The organism is Streptoalloteichus hindustanus (assembly GCF_900129375.1).
GTDB lineage: Bacteria > Actinomycetota > Actinomycetes > Mycobacteriales > Pseudonocardiaceae > Streptoalloteichus > Streptoalloteichus hindustanus.
This window is the reverse complement of the sequence record NZ_FQVN01000001.1, coordinates 977,489-997,239: the sequence shown is the minus strand read 5'-3', so window position 1 is coordinate 997,239 and position 19,751 is coordinate 977,489. Positions and strand designations below refer to the sequence as shown.

General features: G+C 74.5%; 17 protein-coding genes. 3 read left to right on the top strand and 14 right to left on the bottom strand.

Annotated features, from left to right (window positions below):
• Window positions 1-60 precede the first annotated feature (60 nt).
• Window positions 61-1,245 carry a PrsW family intramembrane metalloprotease gene (locus tag BUE43_RS04720; RefSeq protein ID WP_073480289.1) on the bottom strand — a complete coding sequence of 395 codons (1,185 nt, stop codon included), beginning with the start codon at window positions 1,243-1,245 and terminating at the stop codon, window positions 61-63.
• Window positions 1,246-1,364: 119 nt separating this feature from the next.
• On the opposite strand from BUE43_RS04720, the gene BUE43_RS04715 reads away from it, so the two are divergent.
• Together BUE43_RS04715 and BUE43_RS04710 are read left to right on the top strand one after the other, a co-directional pair.
• Complete coding sequence (locus tag BUE43_RS04715) at window positions 1,365-2,387, top strand: SAM-dependent methyltransferase (RefSeq protein ID WP_073480288.1); 1,023 nt, start codon at window positions 1,365-1,367, stop codon at window positions 2,385-2,387.
• A gap of 127 nt (window positions 2,388-2,514) precedes the next feature.
• Window positions 2,515-3,669 carry an NADH-quinone oxidoreductase subunit D gene (locus tag BUE43_RS04710; protein ID WP_234995530.1) on the top strand — a complete coding sequence of 385 codons (1,155 nt, stop codon included), beginning with the start codon at window positions 2,515-2,517 and terminating at the stop codon, window positions 3,667-3,669.
• Between the two features lie 121 nt (window positions 3,670-3,790).
• Here the strand turns inward: BUE43_RS04710 and BUE43_RS04705 are convergent, their stop codons facing one another.
• From BUE43_RS04705 to BUE43_RS04655, 11 genes are all read right to left on the bottom strand, one after another.
• Window positions 3,791-5,374 (bottom strand): DUF6779 domain-containing protein, encoded by a 1,584-nt coding sequence (locus BUE43_RS04705; RefSeq protein ID WP_143173931.1) that lies wholly within the window; start codon window positions 5,372-5,374, stop codon window positions 3,791-3,793.
• A gap of 36 nt (window positions 5,375-5,410) precedes the next feature.
• Window positions 5,411-5,881: a DUF3180 domain-containing protein gene (locus BUE43_RS04700; protein WP_073479999.1), complete on the bottom strand. Its 471-nt coding sequence runs from the start codon at window positions 5,879-5,881 to the stop codon at window positions 5,411-5,413.
• Window positions 5,882-6,021: 140 nt separating this feature from the next.
• Window positions 6,022-6,525, bottom strand: a complete 504-nt coding sequence (gene folK, locus BUE43_RS04695; protein ID WP_073479998.1) for a 2-amino-4-hydroxy-6-hydroxymethyldihydropteridine diphosphokinase — start codon at window positions 6,523-6,525, stop codon at window positions 6,022-6,024.
• Entirely contained in the window at window positions 6,522-6,911 is a 390-nt protein-coding gene (gene folB / locus BUE43_RS04690; RefSeq protein WP_073479997.1) for a dihydroneopterin aldolase, read from the bottom strand. The genes folK and folB overlap by 4 nt, the downstream gene beginning before the upstream one ends.
• 154 nt (window positions 6,912-7,065) lie before the next feature.
• On the bottom strand, window positions 7,066-7,911 hold the full coding sequence (gene folP, locus BUE43_RS04685; protein WP_073479996.1) for a dihydropteroate synthase: 846 nt from the start codon (window positions 7,909-7,911) through the stop codon (window positions 7,066-7,068).
• Window positions 7,912-7,913: 2 nt separating this feature from the next.
• Window positions 7,914-8,543 carry a GTP cyclohydrolase I FolE gene (gene folE / locus BUE43_RS04680; protein ID WP_073479995.1) on the bottom strand — a complete coding sequence of 210 codons (630 nt, stop codon included), beginning with the start codon at window positions 8,541-8,543 and terminating at the stop codon, window positions 7,914-7,916.
• Between the two features lie 26 nt (window positions 8,544-8,569).
• Complete coding sequence (gene ftsH / locus BUE43_RS04675) at window positions 8,570-11,047, bottom strand: ATP-dependent zinc metalloprotease FtsH (RefSeq protein ID WP_083959295.1); 2,478 nt, start codon at window positions 11,045-11,047, stop codon at window positions 8,570-8,572.
• 386 nt (window positions 11,048-11,433) lie between these two features.
• Complete coding sequence (hpt, locus tag BUE43_RS04670) at window positions 11,434-11,985, bottom strand: hypoxanthine phosphoribosyltransferase (RefSeq protein ID WP_073479994.1); 552 nt, start codon at window positions 11,983-11,985, stop codon at window positions 11,434-11,436.
• A 98-nt stretch (window positions 11,986-12,083) separates the two neighbouring features.
• On the bottom strand, window positions 12,084-13,109 hold the full coding sequence (gene tilS / locus BUE43_RS04665; RefSeq protein WP_073479993.1) for a tRNA lysidine(34) synthetase TilS: 1,026 nt from the start codon (window positions 13,107-13,109) through the stop codon (window positions 12,084-12,086).
• 3 nt (window positions 13,110-13,112) lie between these two features.
• Window positions 13,113-14,189 (bottom strand): zinc-dependent metalloprotease, encoded by a 1,077-nt coding sequence (locus BUE43_RS04660; RefSeq protein ID WP_234995529.1) that lies wholly within the window; start codon window positions 14,187-14,189, stop codon window positions 13,113-13,115.
• Between the two features lie 141 nt (window positions 14,190-14,330).
• Complete coding sequence (locus tag BUE43_RS04655) at window positions 14,331-16,445, bottom strand: D-alanyl-D-alanine carboxypeptidase/D-alanyl-D-alanine-endopeptidase (RefSeq protein ID WP_073479991.1); 2,115 nt, start codon at window positions 16,443-16,445, stop codon at window positions 14,331-14,333.
• 256 nt (window positions 16,446-16,701) lie between these two features.
• On the opposite strand from BUE43_RS04655, the gene BUE43_RS04650 reads away from it, so the two are divergent.
• Window positions 16,702-17,193 (top strand): inorganic diphosphatase, encoded by a 492-nt coding sequence (locus BUE43_RS04650; protein WP_073479990.1) that lies wholly within the window; start codon window positions 16,702-16,704, stop codon window positions 17,191-17,193.
• Window positions 17,194-17,336: 143 nt separating this feature from the next.
• Here the strand turns inward: BUE43_RS04650 and BUE43_RS04645 are convergent, their stop codons facing one another.
• Both BUE43_RS04645 and BUE43_RS04640 read right to left on the bottom strand, forming a co-directional pair.
• Complete coding sequence (locus BUE43_RS04645; RefSeq protein WP_073479989.1) at window positions 17,337-19,031, bottom strand: MDR family MFS transporter; 1,695 nt, start codon at window positions 19,029-19,031, stop codon at window positions 17,337-17,339.
• A complete protein-coding gene (locus BUE43_RS04640) occupies window positions 19,031-19,606 on the bottom strand; it encodes a MarR family winged helix-turn-helix transcriptional regulator (RefSeq protein WP_234995528.1) in 576 nt (191 codons plus the stop codon). Before BUE43_RS04640 ends, BUE43_RS04645 begins: the two co-directional genes overlap by 1 nt.
• Window positions 19,607-19,751: the final 145 nt, after the last annotated feature.

Genomic DNA, 19,751 nt, shown 5'->3' with positions numbered 1-19,751 from the left:
CGGTGCGGTGCGGTGCGGAGCGGTGCGCGACGGGCGACCGGACTGGCCGGGCGCGACGCGCTAGGCGGTCGCCCGGCCACGGCTGGCCGGTGTGCTGGCGACCACGACCGCCCTCGCCTCGCGCAGCGCGGCGAGCAGCTCCTCCTGCCGCTGGTCGGCCTCCACTCCGGTGGTGCCCCGGGAGACGCGATGTCGCAAAAACGCGAGTTCCGTCGCCGTGGCCTGGTAAGTGGCGACCGCCTTGGCCGCGACGTCCCCGCCGCGTCGCCGCACCGCGCGACGCCAGGCCCGACGGCCGGGCAGGCTGCCGAGCAGCTCGACCTCGCTGCCGGGAATCCAGCCCAGTTCCGCGAAGCCCGGCAACTGCGCGGCCAGGATCCGCTGCTCGCGCCGGCGCTGCCAGACCACCAGCGCGGCGGTGCCGCCGAAGATCGGCACCATGACCAGGAAGTAGAAGTTGATGAACACCGCGCCGCTGCCGAGCGTGGCCGAGCCGTTCCACAACGCGTGCAGCACCACGGCGACGAGGTAGCCGACCAGCGGCGCGAGCCAGCGCGCGCTCCGGCTCCGCGCGGCGGCGGCCACCCCGACCCCCAGGCCGGTCATCACCGTGAACAACGGGTGGGCGAACGGGGCGAGCACGCCGCGCAGGACGAACACCGCGACCACGCCCTGGCTCATGCCGCCGAACCCGCCCTCGGAGAAGGCGCGCCCGAAGTAGAAGATGTTCTCGGTGAAGGCGAACCCGGCCGCGGTCAGCCCCGCGTAGACGACGCCGTCCACCAGGCCGTCGAACTCCTGGCGCCACTTCCACAGCAACGCGACCACGAAGACGCCCTTCGTGGCCTCCTCGACGAACGGCGCGGCGATCACCGCCTTGACCGTGTCGCCCCCGTCCGCGCCGAGCACGGCGTCGGCGAGCACCTGGGCGCTGTCGTTGAGCAGCAACGAGGTGATCGTGGCGACGCAGGCGCCCCACAGGAAGGCCAGGAGCATCAGCCTGGGCGGCTCCGGCTCCCACCGGTCGATCCACAGGAACGTGCCCACCACCGGCCCCACCGGCAGCGCCGCCGCCGCGGCGCCCACGAGCACCGCCGCCAGTCCGACCCGGTCGGTGGCTACGCCGAGCAGCACCAGTCCGCACACGCCCAGGGCGATCAGGCCGGCGACGGGGAGCAGCACGACTGTCCGCCGCCGGGATCGGCGGACCAACCTGTCGGGCGGGTTCGACGGGGCTGCGTTGATCACGGACAAGCACCCTACGTGGCCCGGTGGGCGGCCCGGATTCCCTGGCCACCACCCGGAACCGGCGCGACGGGCGCGGGCGGGCGCCGCGCGGGGGCGCGGTTCCGTACCGTCGTCGGGTGAGACGGAACTGGCGGGACGCGTGGCAGGACGCGCTCTACGGCCCGGACGGGTTCTTCGGTCGCGGGGAGCGCCCGGCGGCGCACTTCCGCACCGCGCCGCTGGTCGGGCCCGAGTTCGCCGAGGCCGTGCTAGCCCTGCTCGACCGGGTCGACGCCGGTCTGGACCGCCCGTCCCGGCTGGATTTCGTGGACGTCGGCGCCGGCGGTGGGGAGCTCGCGACCGCGGTCGCCGAACGCGCGCCGGCCGCCCTCCGCCGGCGGTTGCGGGTCGTCGCCGTGGAAATCCGCCCGCCCGACAAGGGGAACCCGGCGGTCACGTGGCGCGGGGAACCACCTGAAGAGGTGACTGGCCTCCTGGTTGGCCACGAGTGGCTGGACGCCGTGCCGTGCCCGGTCACCACCGTCCACTGTGGACAAATTGTGCACGTCGCCGTGGATTCCCTTGGCGGGGAAGGAATCGGCGAACCGGTGTCCGAGCGGCACCGCGCGTGGCTGGAGCGCTGGTGGCCGACGCGCGCCGAGGGCGAGCGCGCCGAGGCCGGGGTCGAGCGCGACCTCGCGTGGGCGGACACGGTCCGCCGGGTCCGGGCAGGGGCGGCCCTGGCCGTCGACTACGGACACCGGAAGGCGGACCGCCTGGCCGGCCGACACCGCGCCGGAACGCTCGCGGCCTACCGCGGCGGCCAGCTCGTCCGCCCCGTTCCCGACGGAACCTGCGACATCACCGCCCACGTCGCCATGGACGCCTGCGCCGCCGCGGGCGCGGCGGCCGGCGCGACGAGCAGCGCGCTGGTCGGCCAACGCGACGCGCTCGCCGCCCTGGGGCTCGACGAGACACCGCCGCCGGCGGCGCTGGCGGTGTCGAACCCCACCGCGTGGCTCTCCGCGACCGCGCGCGCCGGCCGCGTCGCGGAGCTGCGGGACGCCACCGGACTGGGCCGGTTCGGCTGGCTGCTCCAGACCACGGCCGGAGCCGGGGCCGAGGAGCTGCTGCCCGGCCTCCCACCCTGGCATCCCTGATCCACGTCGCCGGACGAGACGGCGACCGGACGAGACGGCGACCGGGCGAAGCGGCCGGCACGGTAGGACCCCGACAGGCGCCCCCGTGGTCGGCGGCCCGCGCGCGACGCGTGCGAGCATGGCCACCGTGACCAGGCAGGAGACCGTCGGCGTCGGCGCGGGAGCCGCGTACCTCGGGGTGGACCGGGTGATCGACCTCGGGCCGCTGCACCCCTCGGCCCACGGCGCCTACCGGCTGCGGCTGACCCTGGACGGACCGGACGAGCGGCCGCTGGTGGCCACCGCCGAACCCCTCGTCGGCCACCTGCACCGGGGCGCGGAGAAGCTGTTCGAGGTGCGGGACTACCGCCAGGTCCTCACGCTGGCCAACCGGCACGACTGGCTGGCCGCGTTCTGCAACGAGGTGGCCGTGGCGACCGCCGTCGAGCGGATGACCGGCATGGACGTGCCGCCCCGCGCCGTGTGGCTGCGCACCCTGCTCTGCGAGCTGAACCGGGTGTTGGCGCACCTGGTCTTCCTGGCCCCGCTCACCAGGGCGCTGGTGGGCGAGCCGACCGCCGGCACGGTGGCCGCCCAGCGCGGCCGCGAGGCCGTGCAGGGCGTGCTGGAGGCGGCCTCCGGTGGGCGGATCCACTTCATGGCCAGCCGGATCGGCGGGCTCCGCGAGGACGTGCCCGCCGGCTGGACGGACGACACGCGCCGCGCGCTGTCCACTGTGGAGGATGCGCTGGCCGCGGTCGTGGCGGCGACCGTGGCCGACGAGTCCTTCCGGGCCCGGCACGCGGGGGTGGGCGTGCTGAGCCGGGAGGACGCGCTCGACCTCGGGGTGACCGGCCCGGCCGCCAGGGCGAGCGGGCTCGACCTGGACCTGCGGCGCGACGACCCCGGCCTGGCCTACGGCGAACTGCCCGTGCGCCCGGTTCTCGACACCGCCGGCGACGCCCTGGCCAGGGTCCGCTGCCTGATCGGCGAGGTCGAGCAGTCGGTCCGGCTGGCGCGGGAGTGCCTCGACCGCCTGCCGGCCGGCCCGGTCAACGTCCGGCTGCCCAAGGCGGTCAAGGCACCCGAGGGCTCGGTCTACACGTGGGTCGAGGCTCCGCTGGGCATCTCCGGCGTGCACCTGTCCTCGCGGGGCGAGAAGACGCCGTGGCGGCTGAAGCTGCGGACCCCGTCGTTCAACAACGTCCAGGCGCTGGCCCGGCTGCTGCCAGGAACGCCGGTGGCCGACCTGCCGGCCGTGCTCGGGTCGTTCGCCCTCGTCGTCGGCGACATCGACAAGTAGACCCGCCAAGTAGACCCGACGAGCAGATCCGACGAGAAGGGGCCGCTGCCACCCGCAGGTGACAGCGGCCCCTTTCGTCAGTTCCCCGGCCCCGACGGCTGGGCGTCGGCCGTCGTCGGGTTCAGTCGTCGCCCCGCCGACGCCGCCGGCGCGGGGTCTCCCCCGCCCCGCCGTGCGCGGCGAGCAACTCGGTGACCGAACGACCCGACGCGTGCGCGCCCGCCTGCTCGGGCTCCTCGGACCGCGCGCCGTGCGCTCCGGCCGACGCGTCGGAGCGGCCGCCGCCGTCCTCCTCCGACCACCCGCCGACCACGCCCCAGGTGGGCGCGGCGGCGTCGGAGTCGTCGTCGCGGTGCCGCCGCCCGCCGGAGGGCGGCGGCGTGGGCACCACGCGGGTGCGCTCGTCGGCGGCGGCAGCGGCCGGACGCGGCGGCTGCGGCGGGTGCGGCTCGACGACCGGCCGGGCCGGCTCCGCCCTGGGCGGCATCGGCGGGCTCACCAGCTCGGTGCGCTGCTCCACCGGCGCGCTCTCGCGGTGCCGCCGCGCCGCTGGCGCCTCCTGACGGGCGGGAACCTCCGGCTCCACCGCCCTGGCGACCTCCGGCGTCGGCGGCTCCGGCCGGCGGGGCGGCTCGGCGGCCGGCCGCGCGGCCTCGCGCCGGGGCTCGGGGCGGCCCACGGGCGGGATCGCGTCGTGCCGGATGACCTCGGTGCGCGCCGCCTCCGCCTTGAGCATCTGGGTCCGCGGCTCGGTGGCCTTGACCGCCGGCTTCGGCTTCGGCATCTGCGGCTTCGCCGCCTGCGCCTTGACCGGCTGCGCCTTGGGCGTCGGCGGCTTCACCGGCTGGGGCTTGCCGGGCTGGCCCTTCGGAGGCTGCGCCGGCTCCCGGCGCACGGTGGGGCCGGGGCGCACCGGCTCCCGCCGGACGGGCTGGCGCTGCCGGTCGAGCCGCTCCGGCTCCGGGCGCTTCGGCCCCGGCTGCTTGCCCACCGGCTGCTTCGGCTGGGGCTGCTTCGGTTCGGGCTGCTTCGGTTGGGGGCGCTTCGCCTCGGCCCGCACCGGCTGGCGCGGCTCCTTGCGCCCGGCCGACTCCACCCGGATCGGCCCGAGGAGCTGCGTGACCTCCTCGGGGTCCACGTCGACGGTGTCGACGGACTTCCCGACCGGCAGGCCCCGCCGCTCCCCGCCCTCGACGATCCGGTCCTCACCCACCGCGAGCAGCCGCGCCTGGTCGGACAGCGAGCGCATCCTGGTCGACTCGGCGCGCAACGCGACCCGCTCGACCAGGACCTCGCCGCCGAGCAGGGCCTCCAGGTTCTCCCGCAGCGTGCGCAGCTCCGAGCGCAGCGCCGTCAGGTCCTCCCTGGCCTCCTCCTCCAGCCGGCGCCGGGTCTCGGCCTCGACCTCCAGCTCGTACTCGCGGCGGGCCGCCACCTCGCGCTCCAGCTCGAGCTCGTAGACGGTGCGCAGCTCGGCCGCGTCGTCGTCCCGCTCGAGCGCCTCGCGCCGGTACCTGGCCGCGACGAACGCGCCGACCAGGGCCGCCCACAGCGCGGCGACCATGCCCAGCCGCAACCACCGGGCGTCGTTGCTGAGGACGAGAACCGCCGTGGCGCCCGCGGCCAGGACCAGCACGACGAGCCAGATCCACGGGGAACCACGGCCACTCGCGCGCTCACGGTTCGCACCACCGGGGCCGCTCATGCCCATTACGGTACCCGGGGGTTATCAGTCCGAGACCTACTCGCGTCCGTTCGGCGCATCACGGTCCTCCGGCCCTTCGGGCGTCTTGCAGCAGTACTCCAACCACAACGCCGCACCCACCAGCAACAACGCGCAGACCACACCGATGATCGCGGTCGTGCTGTCCCCGGCGGCGGATGCCAGGTCACCCCGGCGCGGCAGAACATAGCCCAGCACGCCGGCCCACACACCCACCATCAGCGCCCCCACGAGGGAGGACGCCTTGGCCAGCGCGACCGACCTCGCCGCCGTCAGCGGCTGCACCGGGCGGGTTCCCGGCCGGCGGTGGATGCGGGCGCGCAGCGCGAAACCGAGCACCGCCTCCACGACTGCCAGCAGGAACAGCGTGACGCCCGCGAACGTCGGGAACGCGGGCAGGACGCCGTAGGACTGCCGCACCGCCAGGTGCGCCACCACACCGGCGACGAGGACCACCCAGACAAGATCACGCACTCTGGTGAACCTCACGGCAGCTCCCTCCCGCCTCGGCCGACGTCCGTCCCGCTCCGGCGGGTCGGTCCCGCCCGCCCCTGGTCAGTGCCCGACCGGGTCAGTTGGTCCCAGTGTCCGTCCGGATCAGTGTCCGACCGGAACAGTGCCCGACCGGATCAGTGTCCGACCGCCAGCACGAGGTCGTCACGCCGGCGCACGCCCGCGCGCTCCTCCTCCGGCAGCGCGGCCAGCGCCGCGGCCATCGGGCCCCGGCCGGGCAGCTCCGCCGCCGGCTCCACGTCCAGCCACGGCCGCAGCACGAACGCCCGTTCGTGTGCTCTCGGGTGCGGCAGCACCAGCTCGGGGTCGTCCGAGACGACACCCTCCACGTGCACGACGTCGACGTCCAGCGTGCGGGGTCCCCACCGCACGTCCCTGGTCCGCCCGGCCGCCCGCTCGCAGGCCCACGCCCGCTCCAGCCAGCCGCGCGCGTCCACCCCGGGATCGTCCACGACGACGACCGCGTTGAGGTAGTCGCCCTGCGGCACCGGACCCCACGGAGCCGTCTCGTACACCGGCGAGACCGCCACCACGGCCGGCCCCAACGAGTCCAGCACCAACCCGAGGTGGGCCATCCGGTCCCCCAGGTTGGAGCCGATCGACAGCACCGCGCGGCTCACGCCGGCACCGCCCGTCCCCGCCCGCCCTTGCGGGACCGGCGGATGGTGACCGCCACGTCGGCGAAGTCCAGCGGGATCGGCGCGGCGGGCTTGTGGATGGTCACCTCCACGGCGTGCGCGCGCTCGTCGCCCATCACCTCGTCGGCCACCCGGCCCGCCACGGTCTCGATCAGGTCGCACGGCTCGCCGCCCACGATCGCGGCGGCCCGCTCGGCCAGCTCGCCGTAGTGCAGGGTGTGCGCGAGGTCGTCGGTGGCCGCGGCCCGGTCCAGGTCGATCCACACCACGATGTCGACCAGGAAGTCCTGGCCGTCCCGCTTCTCGTGCTCGAAGACCCCGTGGTGGCCGCGCACGCGCAGCCCGGTCAGGGTGATCCGGTCGGTCATGCCATCGCCTCCACGCCCAGTCCGCGCGCCTCGGCCGTCGGCCGGGCCACCACCACGCGGGTCGCCCGCGACTCGCGCGCGCCGAGGGCCACCCGACACCCATGATCGCCCACGGCGTCGGGGCGCTCCGGTGGGACACCCGCCCGGCCACCGATCATGACGCGACCAGTCGTCCGCCCCACGCGTGCGCCACGGCCACCGCGTCCAGCGACGAGTCCACGTCGTGCACCCGCACGCCCCACGCGCCCGCCGCCGCCGACAGCGCCGACACCACCGCCGTCGCCAGCTCCCGACCGTCCGGCGGGCGGGGGCGGCCGTCGGCGTCGGCGAGCAACGCGCCCAGGAAGCGCTTGCGGGAGGCGCCGACCAGCACCGGCAGGCCCAGGTCGAGGAGCACGTCCAGCCGGTTCAGCAACGCCCAGTTGTGCTCGGCGTTCTTGGCGAAGCCGAGCCCGGGGTCCAGCACCAGCGCCGCCGCGTCCACCCCGGCGGCCAGCGCCGCGTCCGCCCTGGCCCGCAGCTCGTCCCGCACCTCGGTGACGACGTCGGCGTACCGGGCCAGGTCGTTCATCCGCCGGCTGTGCCCCCGCCAGTGCATAAGGATCCACGGCACCCCGGCCTCGGCGACCAGGGACGCCATCCGCTCGTCGGCCAGCCCGCCGGAGACGTCGTTGACGACCGTGGCGCCGGCCGCCAACGCGGCCTCGGCCACCTCGGCCCGCATGGTGTCCACGCTGACCGGCACGCCCTCGGCGACCAGCTCGCGGATCACCGGCACCACCCTGGCCGCCTCGATCGCGGGGGCCACCCGGTCGGCGCCGGGCCGCGTCGACTCGCCGCCCACGTCCACCATGTCCGCTCCACGGCGGAACATCTCGACGCCGTGCCGCACGGCGTCGTCCCGGTCGAGGTACCGGCCGCCGTCGGAGAACGAGTCGGGGGTGACGTTGAGCACGCCGACCACCGCGCACCGCCCCGGCCGGGGCAACAGGCGGTGCACGCTCACCGCCGCTGGTTGATCAACGCGAGGGCCTCGGCCCTGGAGGACGCCGAAGTGCGCAGCAGCCCGCGCACCGCCGACGTCGTCGTCTTCGACCCCGCCTTGCGGATGCCCCGCATGCCCATGCACAGGTGCTCGGCCTCGACCACGACGATCACGCCGCGCGGGTCCAGCTTGCGCACGAGCGCGTCGGCGACCTGCGAGGTCAGCCGCTCCTGCACCTGCGGTCGCTTCGCGTAGAGGTCGACCAGGCGGGCGAGCTTGGACAGCCCGGTCACCCGGCCGTGCTCGTTCGGGATGTAGCCGACGTGGGCGACGCCGTGGAACGGCAGCAGGTGGTGCTCGCAGGTGCTGTACATCGGGATGTCGGTGACCAGGACCAGTTCCTCGTGACTCTCGTCGAAGGTCCGGTTCAGCACCGCGTCCGGGTCGGTGTGCAGGCCGGCGAACAGCTCCCGGTAGGCCCTGGCCACCCGGGCCGGGGTGTCCCGCAGGCCCTCCCGGTCCGGGTCCTCGCCGCAGGCGAGCAGCAGTTCCCGCACCGCGGCCTCGGCCCGGGCCTGGTCGAACGCCCGCCGGCGGGGCAGAACCCCGCCGGCGGCGTCGGTCACGTCGTCGACCGTGCTGGTCACATGTCCTCCGCAGGTAGGACCGCTGGTCAGCGGCCACCCTCCCACGAGTCGGTGTCGATCCGCCTCGTCTGGTCGCCCTCCGGCCGCGCGGGGGGACGGCCCTGCTCGGGCTGCCCCTGCCCGGGCGCCGGCTGGCCCTGCACCGACTGACCCTGCATCGACTGACCCTGCATCGACTGTCCCTGGGGCGGCTGGCCCTGGACCGGTTGCTGACCGGCGCCGGGCTGCCACTCGCCGGTGCCCCACGAGGCCGGCGGCCAGTCGCGGCCGGCCGGGGTCGTCGCCGGGGTCCACCCGGGGGGCGCGCCGTAGTACGGCGGGCCCTGCGGGTTGGGCTGCTGCTGGTTGCCCTGGGCCACCGGCTGCGCGGGGAGCTGCGAGGTCGGCGGGTACGGGGTGGGAGCACCCTGCCCCGGCGGCACCGGAGCCGGTCCGCCCTGCGGCGGCTGCTGCTGCGCCGGCGGGAACGCGCCGACCCCGTTCGGGCCGGGGGACGTCGGCTGCGGCGTCGGCAGCTCGCCGGCGCCCGGCGCGGTGCCGACCGGGGTCGGCGTCCGCTCCTCCACCGGAGGCCACGGCTCGCCGCGCTCCTTGGCCAGCTCGGCCGGGGTCTTGATCGGCGGCTGGTCGGAGGGCGTGCGCCCGCCGAAGTCGTTGAACAGGGTGATCCGCGGCCGCTTCACGACGTCGGAGAAGATCCGCTCCAGATCCTTGCGCTGGAGCGTCTCCTTCTCGATCAGCTCCAGGGTGAGCGCGTCGAGCTGCGGCCGGTAGGTGTTGAGGATCTCCCACGCCTCGGTGTGCGCCGCCTCGATCAGCTTGCGCACCTCCTCGTCGATCTCGTGGGCGACCTCGAGCGAGTAGTTCGGCGCGTGCGCCATGGCCCGGCCGAGGAAGGGCTCGCCCTCCTGCTCGCCGTACTTCACCGCGCCCAGCCGACCGCTCATGCCGTACTCCATGACCATCGCGCGGGCGATCTTGGTCGCCTGCTCGATGTCGGAGGACGCGCCGGTGGTGGGCTCGTGGAAGACCAGCTCCTCGGCGGCGCGGCCGCCGAGCGCGAACACCAGCCGGCCGATCATCTCCGAGCGGGTCATGACCTGCTTGTCGTCCTCGGGGACGACCAGGGCGTGGCCGCCGGTGCGGCCGCGCGGCAGGATCGTGACCTTGTAGACCGGCTCCAGGTCCGGCATGGCCCACGCGGCCAGCGTGTGCCCGGCCTCGTGGTAGGCGGTGATCTTCTTCTCGTGCTCGGAGATCACCCGGCTCTTGCGGGCGGGGCCGCCGATCACCCGGTCGACCGCCTCCTCCAGCGCGGGGCCGGTGATGACGGTGCCGTGCTGCCGGGCGGTGAGCAGGGCCGCCTCGTTGATCACGTTGGCCAGGTCGGCGCCGGACATGCCGACGGTGCGCTTGGCCAGCCCGTCCAGGTCCACGTCCTGGGCCAACGGCTTGCCCTTGGCGTGCACGCGCAGGATCGCCTGGCGGCCGCGCAGGTCGGGCGAGGACACCGGGATCTGCCGGTCGAACCGGCCGGGGCGCAGCAGCGCCGGGTCCAGGATGTCCGGCCGGTTGGTCGCGGCGATCAGGATGATGCCGCCCCGCGAGTCGAAGCCGTCCATCTCGACGAGGAGCTGGTTCAGCGTCTGCTCACGCTCGTCGTGGCCGCCGCCCAGGCCGGCGCCGCGGTGCCGGCCGACCGCGTCGATCTCGTCGACGAAGATGATGCAGGGCGCGTTCTGCTTGGCCTGCTCGAACAGGTCGCGGACCCGGGAGGCGCCGACGCCGACGAACATCTCGACGAAGTCGGAGCCGGAGATCGAGTAGAACGGCACCCCGGCCTCGCCGGCCACGGCGCGGGCCAGCAGCGTCTTGCCGGTGCCCGGCGGGCCGTAGAGCAGCACGCCCTTGGGGATCTTGGCGCCGAGCGCCTGGTACCGGCCGGGGTTCTGCAGGAAGTCCTTGATCTCCTGCAGCTCCTCGACGGCCTCGTCGGCCCCGGCGACGTCGGCGAAGGTGGTCTTCGGCATGTCCTTGGAGAGCTGCTTGGCCCGGGACTTGCCGAAGTTCAGGACGCGGTTCCCGCCGCCCTGGACGTTGTTCATCATCCACATCAGCAGCAGCAACAGCAGGCCGAGCGGGATGACGTAGATGAGGATCTGGAACAGCAGCGACTCCTGGGTCACCTTGGTGTTCCAGCCCTTGTCCATGTTCTTGGCGTTGGCCAGCGACTGGACGACGTGGTTGACGGCGCCGGCCGGGTACTGAGTGATCAGCCGGTCGGTGCCGTCGACAGGTGACTTCAGGGTGAGCCTGAGCCGCTGCTCCTTGTCCTCCAGCGTGGCTTCCTGGACGTTGTTGTTCGCAAGCTGCTCGATGGCCTTCGAGGTGACCACCTGCTTGTACGCACGAGTGTCGTCGAGCAGGTAACTGAAGGACATGTAGAGCAGCACCACCGCCAGGATCCAGAGCAGTGGGTTGCGGAGCAGGCGCTTGCGGTCCATCCAACTGCGGCCGCGGTGCGGCCTCGACCCTCCCTGACTTGCATGTCGGGCGACGGGGCCCCACCGCCCACGGGCTGGACGGGACCTCCGATCTGACCAGCGTACCGCTCTGCTCACCGGGAGCTCTCCCCGACAAGGGGCGCCGAGGGCACTGGGCTGTACGGCTGGCGTCCGTCCCCCCACGCAACGGGCGCGACACGGCTGGTGTTCCCGCAGTGAGCAGACGCACTCGGGTGTCGACGCCCCGAACCGGGAAACGTGACGCTCCGCGACCCTCACACCCCCCAAGGAGGTGACTCAGCTCACGGGAGGGCCGGCGCCGTCGCCCGACCGGGGCAGGCGACGCCGGCCTGGTGGGGCGCCGGGCGGGCCGGCGCCCCCGCGCCTCAGCTGTAGACCCTGGGGTCCAGCGTGCCGATGTAGGGCAGGTCGCGGTACCGCTCGGCGTAGTCCAGCCCGTAGCCGACGACGAACTCGTTGGGGATGTCGAAGCCCACGTACCGCACCGGCACGTCGACCTTCACCGCGTCCGGCTTGCGCAGGAGGGTGCACACCTCCAGCGAGGCGGGCCGCCGCGAGGCCAGGTTCTTCAACAGCCAGGACAGCGTCAGACCGGAGTCGATGATGTCCTCGACGATCAGCACGTCCCGGCCGGCGATGTCCCGGTCGAGGTCCTTCAGGATCCGCACCACGCCCGACGAGGACGTGGCCGAGCCGTAGGAGCTGACCGCCATGAACTCCAGCTGCGCGGGCACCGGCAGGGCCCTGGCGAAGTCGGTCATGAACATCACGGCGCCCTTGAGCACGCCGACCAGCAGCAGGTCCGACGGCCGGCCCTCGGCCGGGTAGTCGGCCGCCACCTGCTTGGCCAGTTCGTCGATCTTGTCGCGGATCTGCTGCTCGGAGATCAGCACGGAGGCGATGTCGCCCTCGTACACGGCCGGCTTCCCCTCTCCCTCGCCGCCGAAACTGCTTCGGGCCCGCATCCGGATCGTGCGGGGCACCCGGGCCGGGGCTGACCACGGTTCCGCCTGGCTCAGCCCCCCTGCCGCGGACGGTCGAGGTGCAGCCTGCCATGCGCCCGCCGCACCACCAAGCCGCCGGGCAACGCCACCCCGCCCTGCCCCCGCCACGCGCCGACCAGCGCGTCCACCCGGCGCAGGTGCTGGTCGGTGAGCCCGCTCACCCCGCCCGAGAGCAGCCAAGCACGGAGCGCGCGGCGGCGCAGCGCGACGGGCGCGGCGGCCAGCGCCGGCGCGGCGATCCCCGGGTCCGTTCCGGCTCCGTCGGCCGGGCCTTCGTCGGGGCCGTCGTCGACCCTGGTCCGGGCCCTGGCGAGCAGCTCCGCCGCGAGCTCGTCCAACGCGTCCCCGTCCTCCCGGAGCTGCGCCGCGGTCCGCGCCAACGCCTCGGCGACGCCTCCCCGGAGCACGTCCTCCAGCAGGGGCAGGACCTCGGCACGCAACCGCACCCTCGTGTAGCGCGGGTCGGCGTTGTGCGGGTCGACCCACGGACGCAGGCCGAGCGCCGCGCACGCCGCGGCCGTCGTGGCCCTCGACACGTCGAGCAGCGGGCGGGCCCACGGCGGGTCCAGCGGGCGCATCCCGGCGATGGATCGCGGCCCGGACCCCCGGCCGAGGCCGAGCAGGACGGTCTCCGCCTGGTCGTCCCGGGTGTGCCCGAGGAGCACGAGCGCGCCCGGCGGTCGGGCGCCGTCCAGCGCGGCGTACCGGGCGCGACGCGCGGCGGCCTCCGGCCCGCCGGGGCCGTCCACCCGCACGGTCAGCACCCTCGCCTCGGCGCAGCCGAGCGCGCTGAGCTGCTCGACGGCGGTGCGCGCGACCCGGTCCGACCCGGCCTGCAGGCCGTGGTCCACGACCAGCCCGTGGACCCGAAGCCCCCGGTGCGACGCGACGTGCGTCGCCGCGGCGGCCAGGGCGAGCGAGTCCGCGCCCCCGGAGCACGCGACCGCGAGCGCACCGGAGCCCAGGTGCTCGCCCGCGCCGTCGAGCAGGTGGCGCACCGCCGTCCTGGTCGCGGCGACGGCGGGGTGGGGTCCCACGGCCTATCCGTGCACCCGCCGCACCCACGCCCGGGGCTCGGCGATCTCCGCCCTGGTCGGCAGCGTCTCCCGGCTGTGCCACACCGCGTTGAAGCCGGTCATGCCCACCGCGTCGACGACCTGGCGGGTGAACTCCGCGCCCTGGGCGTACTGGCGCACCTTGGCGTCCACGCCGAGCAGGGCGCGCAGCACCCGGTCGGCGAGGCCGCCACCCCGGCGGCGCGCGGTGAACCGGGCGCGGATCGTCGCGACGGTGGGCACGACGGTCGGGCCGACCGCGTCCATGACGTGGTCGGCGTGCCCTTCGAGGAGCGTCGACAGCGCGATGAGCCGGTCGAGCACGGCGCGCTGGTCCGGCCCCTGGAGGAGCTCCACCAGGGCCACCGGCGGCCCGCCGGCGCGGTCGCGGCGCAGCATCTCGCGCAGCGCGTCCGGGAGCCGGGACACGACGCCCGCGGCGGTGTCGTCGAGGTGCTCCAGCAGCCGGCCGACCTCGGCGGCGAAGTGGGCGCGCAGCCAGGGCACGGCGGTGAACTGGAGCCGGTGGGTGGCCTCGTGCAGGCACACCCACATGCGGAAGTCCTCCGGCGGCACGTCGAGGGCGCGTTGGGCCGAGACGACGTTCGGCGCGACGAGCAGCAGCCGACCGCCCCCGTCCGGCCCGCCGAACGGGTCGTACTGGCCCAGGACGCGGCTGGCGAGGTAGGCGAGCACCACGCCGGCCTGGACGCCCGCGGTGCCGGAGAGCAGGGCCGGCAGCCGACCGGGCCCGAGCGGGGGGAACCCGCCGCCGGTCAGGACGGCCAGGCCCTCGGCGGCGCCCCGGACCCAGCCGGGGCGGTCCACCACCTCGGCGGGCAGCAGGGGCAGGCCGTCCCCCATGCCGGTCAGCTCCCTGACGTGCCCCTCGGCCCGGCCGGCCAGCGCGCGGAGCTGGTTGACGGTGGTCTCGGCCTCCGCCAGCGGCACGGCCGGACCCGGCCGGACGAGCCGGCTCGCGGTCAGGGCGGCGACGTTCCAGTCCACCGAGGCCGGACCGTCGGCCACGGGAAGCGCTCGGGCAGTGGACCCCGCGTTCACACCGGCGACGCTACCCGGCAACGGCGCACAGCGCGACGAACCGGACATCCCCACTCGTCCCAGCCACCGCGCCCCCGTTCGAGGGATGATCCGCGCCGGCGGTTGTCACGCCCTGTCAACACAGGCGTCGATGCCGGCGCGTCAGCCCCGGCACCCGCATCCGCGCAGCGCGCTGGCGACGGAGTCCAGGGCCCGGCGTCCCGGGTCCTGCTGGGAGCCGTTCGAGACCAGGGCGAAGACGAGCAGCCGGTTGTCCCGGTCGAGCACGACGCCCGACAGGCCGTTCACCAGCTTGCCCTCGCTGAGGCTGCCGGTCTTGGCGCGCACCCACCCCCGGCCCCCGGCCGTGCCGTCCTCGGCGTCGTAGCGGTCGTCCAGCGTGCCGCTGGGCGAGCCGGCCACCGGCAGGCCGCGCAGGAGCGGGCGCAGCTTCGCCGTCCGCGCGTCGGCCTTCGGCGAGCCGTCCGGGGCCGCCGCCACGGCCAGCACGTCGGCCAGCACCCGGGCGGACAGGTGGTTGGTCAGCGCCAGACCGCTGCCGTCGACGGTCGTCACGCCGCTGAGGTCGAAGCCGTTCTGCGTCAACGTCTCGCGCACCGCGGCCGCGGAGTTGGCGAAGGTCGGCTCCTTGCCCCTGGCCCTGGCGACCTCCTTGGCCAGCGTCTCGGCGACCACGTTGTCCGAGATCAGCAGGGTGGTCTCGACGAGCTGCTGCACGGTGGGCGAGGCGACCTCGCCCAGCACCCTGGCGTTCGCCGGGGCGCTCCCGACCGAGACGGCGGCGCCGGTCGCTCCGATCGCCTTCGCCAGCTCGGTCCCGGCCTGCCCCGCCGGGTCCTGGTGCCGGGTGCCGCTCCAGACCAGCGGGGACACCCGGCCCCCGTCGAGCATGACCGGCGTGATGTAGGTGATCGAGCCGCCCGCGATGTCCCTGGCGTCCCAGATGGCGCCGCCGGGCCAGGTCTCCCCGTACCGGCTGGTGTCGACGAGGACCCGGCGCACGGGACCGCCGAGCTGGCCCCTCACCTGCGCGGCGAGGTCGGCGAGCCGCGCGGACCCCGGGTAGAGGGAGCCCTTGCCGAGGGAGAGCGTGGGGTCGCCGCCGCCGACCAGCACGACGGTCTCCGGGTCCGGCCCGGCCACGACCTTCGTGCTGAACCGCGACTGGGCGTCCAGCGTGAGCAGCGCCGCGGCCGCGGTGAGGACCTTGTTGGTGGAGGCGGGCACGATCTGCTCGGTCGGACCCTGCTCCCACAGCGTCTCCCCGGTGGCGGGGTCGACGACGACGCCGGTGAGCCGGGCCAGGTCCGGGTTCGCCAGCGGCTGCTGGAGCGCCTTGGCCACCCCGGCTCTGGTGGGCGCGGGAGCGTCCCCGGCGACGGCCCGGAGGGCGGGCCGCGCCTCGACCGGAGCCGGCGGGGCCGCGGTGGTGGCGTCCGCGCCGAGCAGGCCGAACCGGCGCGCGACGGGCGCGCCCCACACGGCGGCGCCCACGCCGAGCCCGGCGACCACCACGAGGGCCACAGCCGCCCACACGCGCCGCCGCCGGCGGCGCGGCGGGCGTTGCCCCTCCGGCGGGGTGTCCGCGACCGGCCCGCCCGCTCCGGGCGGCGTCGGCGGCTGGTCGTTCGGCTGGCTCGGCGCTGTCTGTTGAGCTGGCCCTGTCTGTTGCGCCGGCGCCGATGGTTGAACGGGCGCTGTCGATTGAACGGGCGCTGTCGGCTGCGCCGGCACCGGCGGCTGGGGGCCGGTGTCCCCCGGTCGGGGCGGCTGCTGCGGCTGGTCTCCCGCCTGGGGCCACACCGGCACCGCTGCCGGCGGCGCGGCGGGCTGGGCGGGGGGTTGGTCGGCGGCTGCCGGCCCCACCCGCGTCGGCGTGGCCCTGGGCGGTTCCGCCGGCGGCCACGTCGGCTCCGACCGCCGCATGCGCAACGTCTCGGGGTCCAGGCGCGCCGTGGCGTTGTCGATCGGGTCCGGCCACTGCCGGTCCCGCACGGTGTGCTGGTCGGTAGGGCGCTCGGACTCGACCGGGTCCGCCTGGCTGGCCCGGCTGACCTGGACGGTCGGTTCCCCGCCCGGTGGCGGCGGGGCTGGCGGCCACTCCACCCGTTCGGTCTCGGCTGGCTGGGCGACCGGGACGCGCACGGTCGGGGGTTCCGCGCCCGCCGGGCCGGGACTCCCCTGCGGGCCGCCGCCGGCGGGCGGCCACCCGCCCTGCGGCGCGTCGTGCTCGCGCGGCTGCTCCGGTCCGGGCACGCGGTCCTCCTCGCTCGGCTGTCGGGCGCTCTCCGGCCGCCGCGCCGGCGGCCCCCGGCGGGGGAGCCACCCCGTCCTCACGGACGTCGGGGCCCCCGACGACGTTCGGAGCTCACGCCCCCGAAGTGACGTACGGCACGGTCCGGACGGGGGGATGCCGCGCGGGTGCGGGCGGATCCGGACGCTTAGTCCACACTAGTGACAACGTGGCGGGCGGGTGTCGCCGCGCGTCGAGGACCTGAAGCGAGGAAATCCGGTGGAGTTCGACGTCACGATCGAGATCCCCAAGGGGGAGCGGAACAAGTACGAGATGGACCACGAGACGGGCCGCATCCGTCTCGACCGGACGCTGTTCACCGCGACCCAGTACCCGGCCGACTACGGCTTCGTGGAGGACACCCTCGGCGAGGACGGCGACCCGCTGGACGCGCTCGTGCTGGTCCAGGAGCCCACCTTTCCCGGCTGCCTCATCCGCTGCCGCGCGATCGGCATGTTCCGGATGACGGACGAGAAGGGCGGCGACGACAAGGTGCTGTGCGTCCCGGCCGAGGACCCGCGCACCGAGCACCTGCGGGACATCCACCACCTGCCCGAGTTCCACAAGCTGGAGATCCAGCACTTCTTCGAGGTCTACAAGGACCTCGAGCCGGGCAAGAGCGTGGAGGGCGCGACCTGGGTCGGCCGCTCCGAGGCCGAGGCCGAGATCCGTCGCTCGTACGAGCGGCTGAAGGAGCACGGCGGCCACTGAGCCGCCCGGCCGCTCCGCCCCCGCGGCGCGGGGGCGGAGCGGCCGGTTCCACCCGAACAGACGAGTCCGCCCCGTCACCTGGTCAGGTGACGGGGCGGACTCGTGTACGGGGTCAGCGCTCCCAGGAGCTCAGTGCCCGACGTTCAGTGCCCGATCGTGGGCAGCGCCTCGCGCTCGTCCTCGACCCGCTCCAGGTTGGACTTGGTGGGCAGCGGGACCTCCTTCAGGAAGAAGTTGAGCACGAAGGCCACCACCATCACGGCCGCGCCGGCCAGGAACACCGTGTCCATCGAGCTGGAGAAGCCCTCCAGGAACGGCCGCGCCAGCCGCGGGTCGAGGTTGGCGAGGAACGACGTGTCGTCCAGGGACGGCGCCGCGCCGCCCTGCTGCCCGCCCTTGAGCATCTGGAGCACCGGCTGGTTGCCCGGGTTGGCCAGCACGGCCGGGTCGGACAGCGCGGACTGGAACGACGCGGTCTGGGCGGCGTCGCGGAACGCGTTGGCGATCCGGTCGCCGACCACGCCGAACAGGATCGACATGAACACCGCCGCGCCGACGGTGCCGCCGGTCTGCCGGAAGAACGTGGCCGAGGCGGTGGCCACGCCCATGTCCTTCGGCTCGACGTCGTTCTGCACCGCCATGACCAGGGTCTGCATGCACAGGCCCAGGCCGGCGCCCATCAGCACCATGGTCAGGCAGGGCTCCCACAGCGGCGTGTCGACGCCGATCCGGGAGAACAGCAGCAGCGAGACGGCCATCGCCCCGGAGCCGATGATCGGGAAGATCCGGTAGCGGCCGGTGCGGGAGATCATCGAACCGCTGACGCCGGTGGCGAGGATGATGCCCAGGGTCAGCGGCACCATCAGCAGGCCGGACGCGGTCGGGCTGGTGCCCTTGACGATCTGCAGGTACAGCGGCAGCGAGAGCAGGCCGCCGAACATGCCGATGCCGACGATGAAGTTGAGGATGTTGCCGAGGCTGAACACCGGGCTGCGGAACAGCCGCAGCGGCAGCACCGCCTCGTCGCCCATCCGCCGCTCGGCGAGCACGAACAGCACCAGGCCGACCACGCCGATCGCGTACATCGCGATCGAGTTGCCGGAGGTCCAGCCCCACTCCCTGCCCTGCTCGGCGACGAGCAGCAGCGGCACCAGCCCCACGGTGAGGGCGATCGCGCCCAGGTAGTCCACCCGGTGGTTCACCCGGTTGTGCGGCAGCTTCAGCACCTTGCTCACCACGATCAGCGCGACGACGCCGATCGGCAGGTTGATCAGGAACACCCAGCGCCACCCGGTGACGCCGACGAAGGTGTCCAGGCCGGCGAAGAAGCCGCCGACCACCGGGCCGAGCACCGAGGCCGAGCCGAAGACGGCCATGAAGTAGCCCTGGTAGCGACCCCGCTCCCGCGGCGGGATGATGTCACCCATGATCGCGATGGCCAGCGAGAACAGGCCACCGGCGCCCAGGCCCTGCACGGCGCGGAACGCGGCCAGCTCGTACATCGAGCCCGCGACGCCGCACAGCGCCGAGCCGATCAGGAAGATCGAGATCGACGCGAGGTAGAACGGCCGGCGACCGTAGATGTCGGACAGCTTGCCGTACAGCGGCGTCGAGATCGTGGACGTGATCAGGTAGGCGGTGGTGGCCCACGCCTGCGCGCTCTGCCCGTGGAGCTGGTCGGCGATGGTGCGCATGGCCGCGCTGACGATGGTCTGGTCGAGCGCGGCGAGCAGCATGCCGAGCATCAGCCCGGACAGGATCGTCACGATCTGCCGGTGCGAGAGCGCACCGGAGCCCCCCGCGGGCGCCGGTACGGCGCGCGCGTCGGTGTCCGACATCAGTTCTCCCCTCCCGAGCGGGCTTCCGCCACCAGCTCGGCGATCAAAGTCGGTAGGTAGTTCTCGTAGGAGGTGGCGTACCGGCCGAGCAGCTCGGCGAACCGCCGCCGGTCGGGTTCCGGCCAGTCCGAGACGATCAGTGCGATGTGCCGGCCGCGCAGCCGCCGGTTGCGTTCCAGCAGCCGCAGGCCGGCGTCGGTGACCACCAGCACGCTGGCCCGCCCGTCCGCCGGGTCGGCCTGCCGCTCGACCAGGCCGGCCTTGACGAGCTGGGCGACCTGTCGACTGATCGTCGACGGGTCGGCGTGCACCTTCTCCGCGAGTTCCCCGGAGCGGAGCGGCCCGTGCTCCACGACGGCGCACAGCAGGATGAACGCCGCCTTCTCCATCCCCTCCGGGTTCGCCTTGACCACCTGGGCGTGCGCGTTGCCCATGACCCGCATGAGCCGGATGAGGTGGCGGCCGATCTCGTCGCCCACCTGGAGCTCCGCCTCCGCCACCTCGCCGCACGCCTTCGGGGCCGCCTCCTCGGGGCCCGACGGGTCCCCTGTCTCCGCCGGTTCCGCGTGGCCCACGTCACACCTCGTTGCTTGCATCATCCAAGTACTTGGTCGATACAAGCATGCGAGTTGATGGTTGACCTCCGCAAGTTCTTTCTTTGTGAGCTATGTCCCCGAAGGAACTAACGCTGCGCAGCAGTGATCACCGCAAGTGAGCATT

Coding starts and splice junctions, on each gene's coding strand:
- folB (WP_073479997.1), bottom strand. CDS start 6,911: ATGACCGACCGGATCACCCTGACCGGGCTGCGCGTGCGCGGCCACCAC.
- BUE43_RS04645 (WP_073479989.1), bottom strand. CDS start 19,031: ATGTCGGACACCGACGCGCGCGCCGTACCGGCGCCCGCGGGGGGCTCC.
- BUE43_RS04705 (WP_143173931.1), bottom strand. CDS start 5,374: ATGAGCGGCCCCGGTGGTGCGAACCGTGAGCGCGCGAGTGGCCGTGGT.
- ftsH (WP_083959295.1), bottom strand. CDS start 11,047: ATGGACCGCAAGCGCCTGCTCCGCAACCCACTGCTCTGGATCCTGGCG.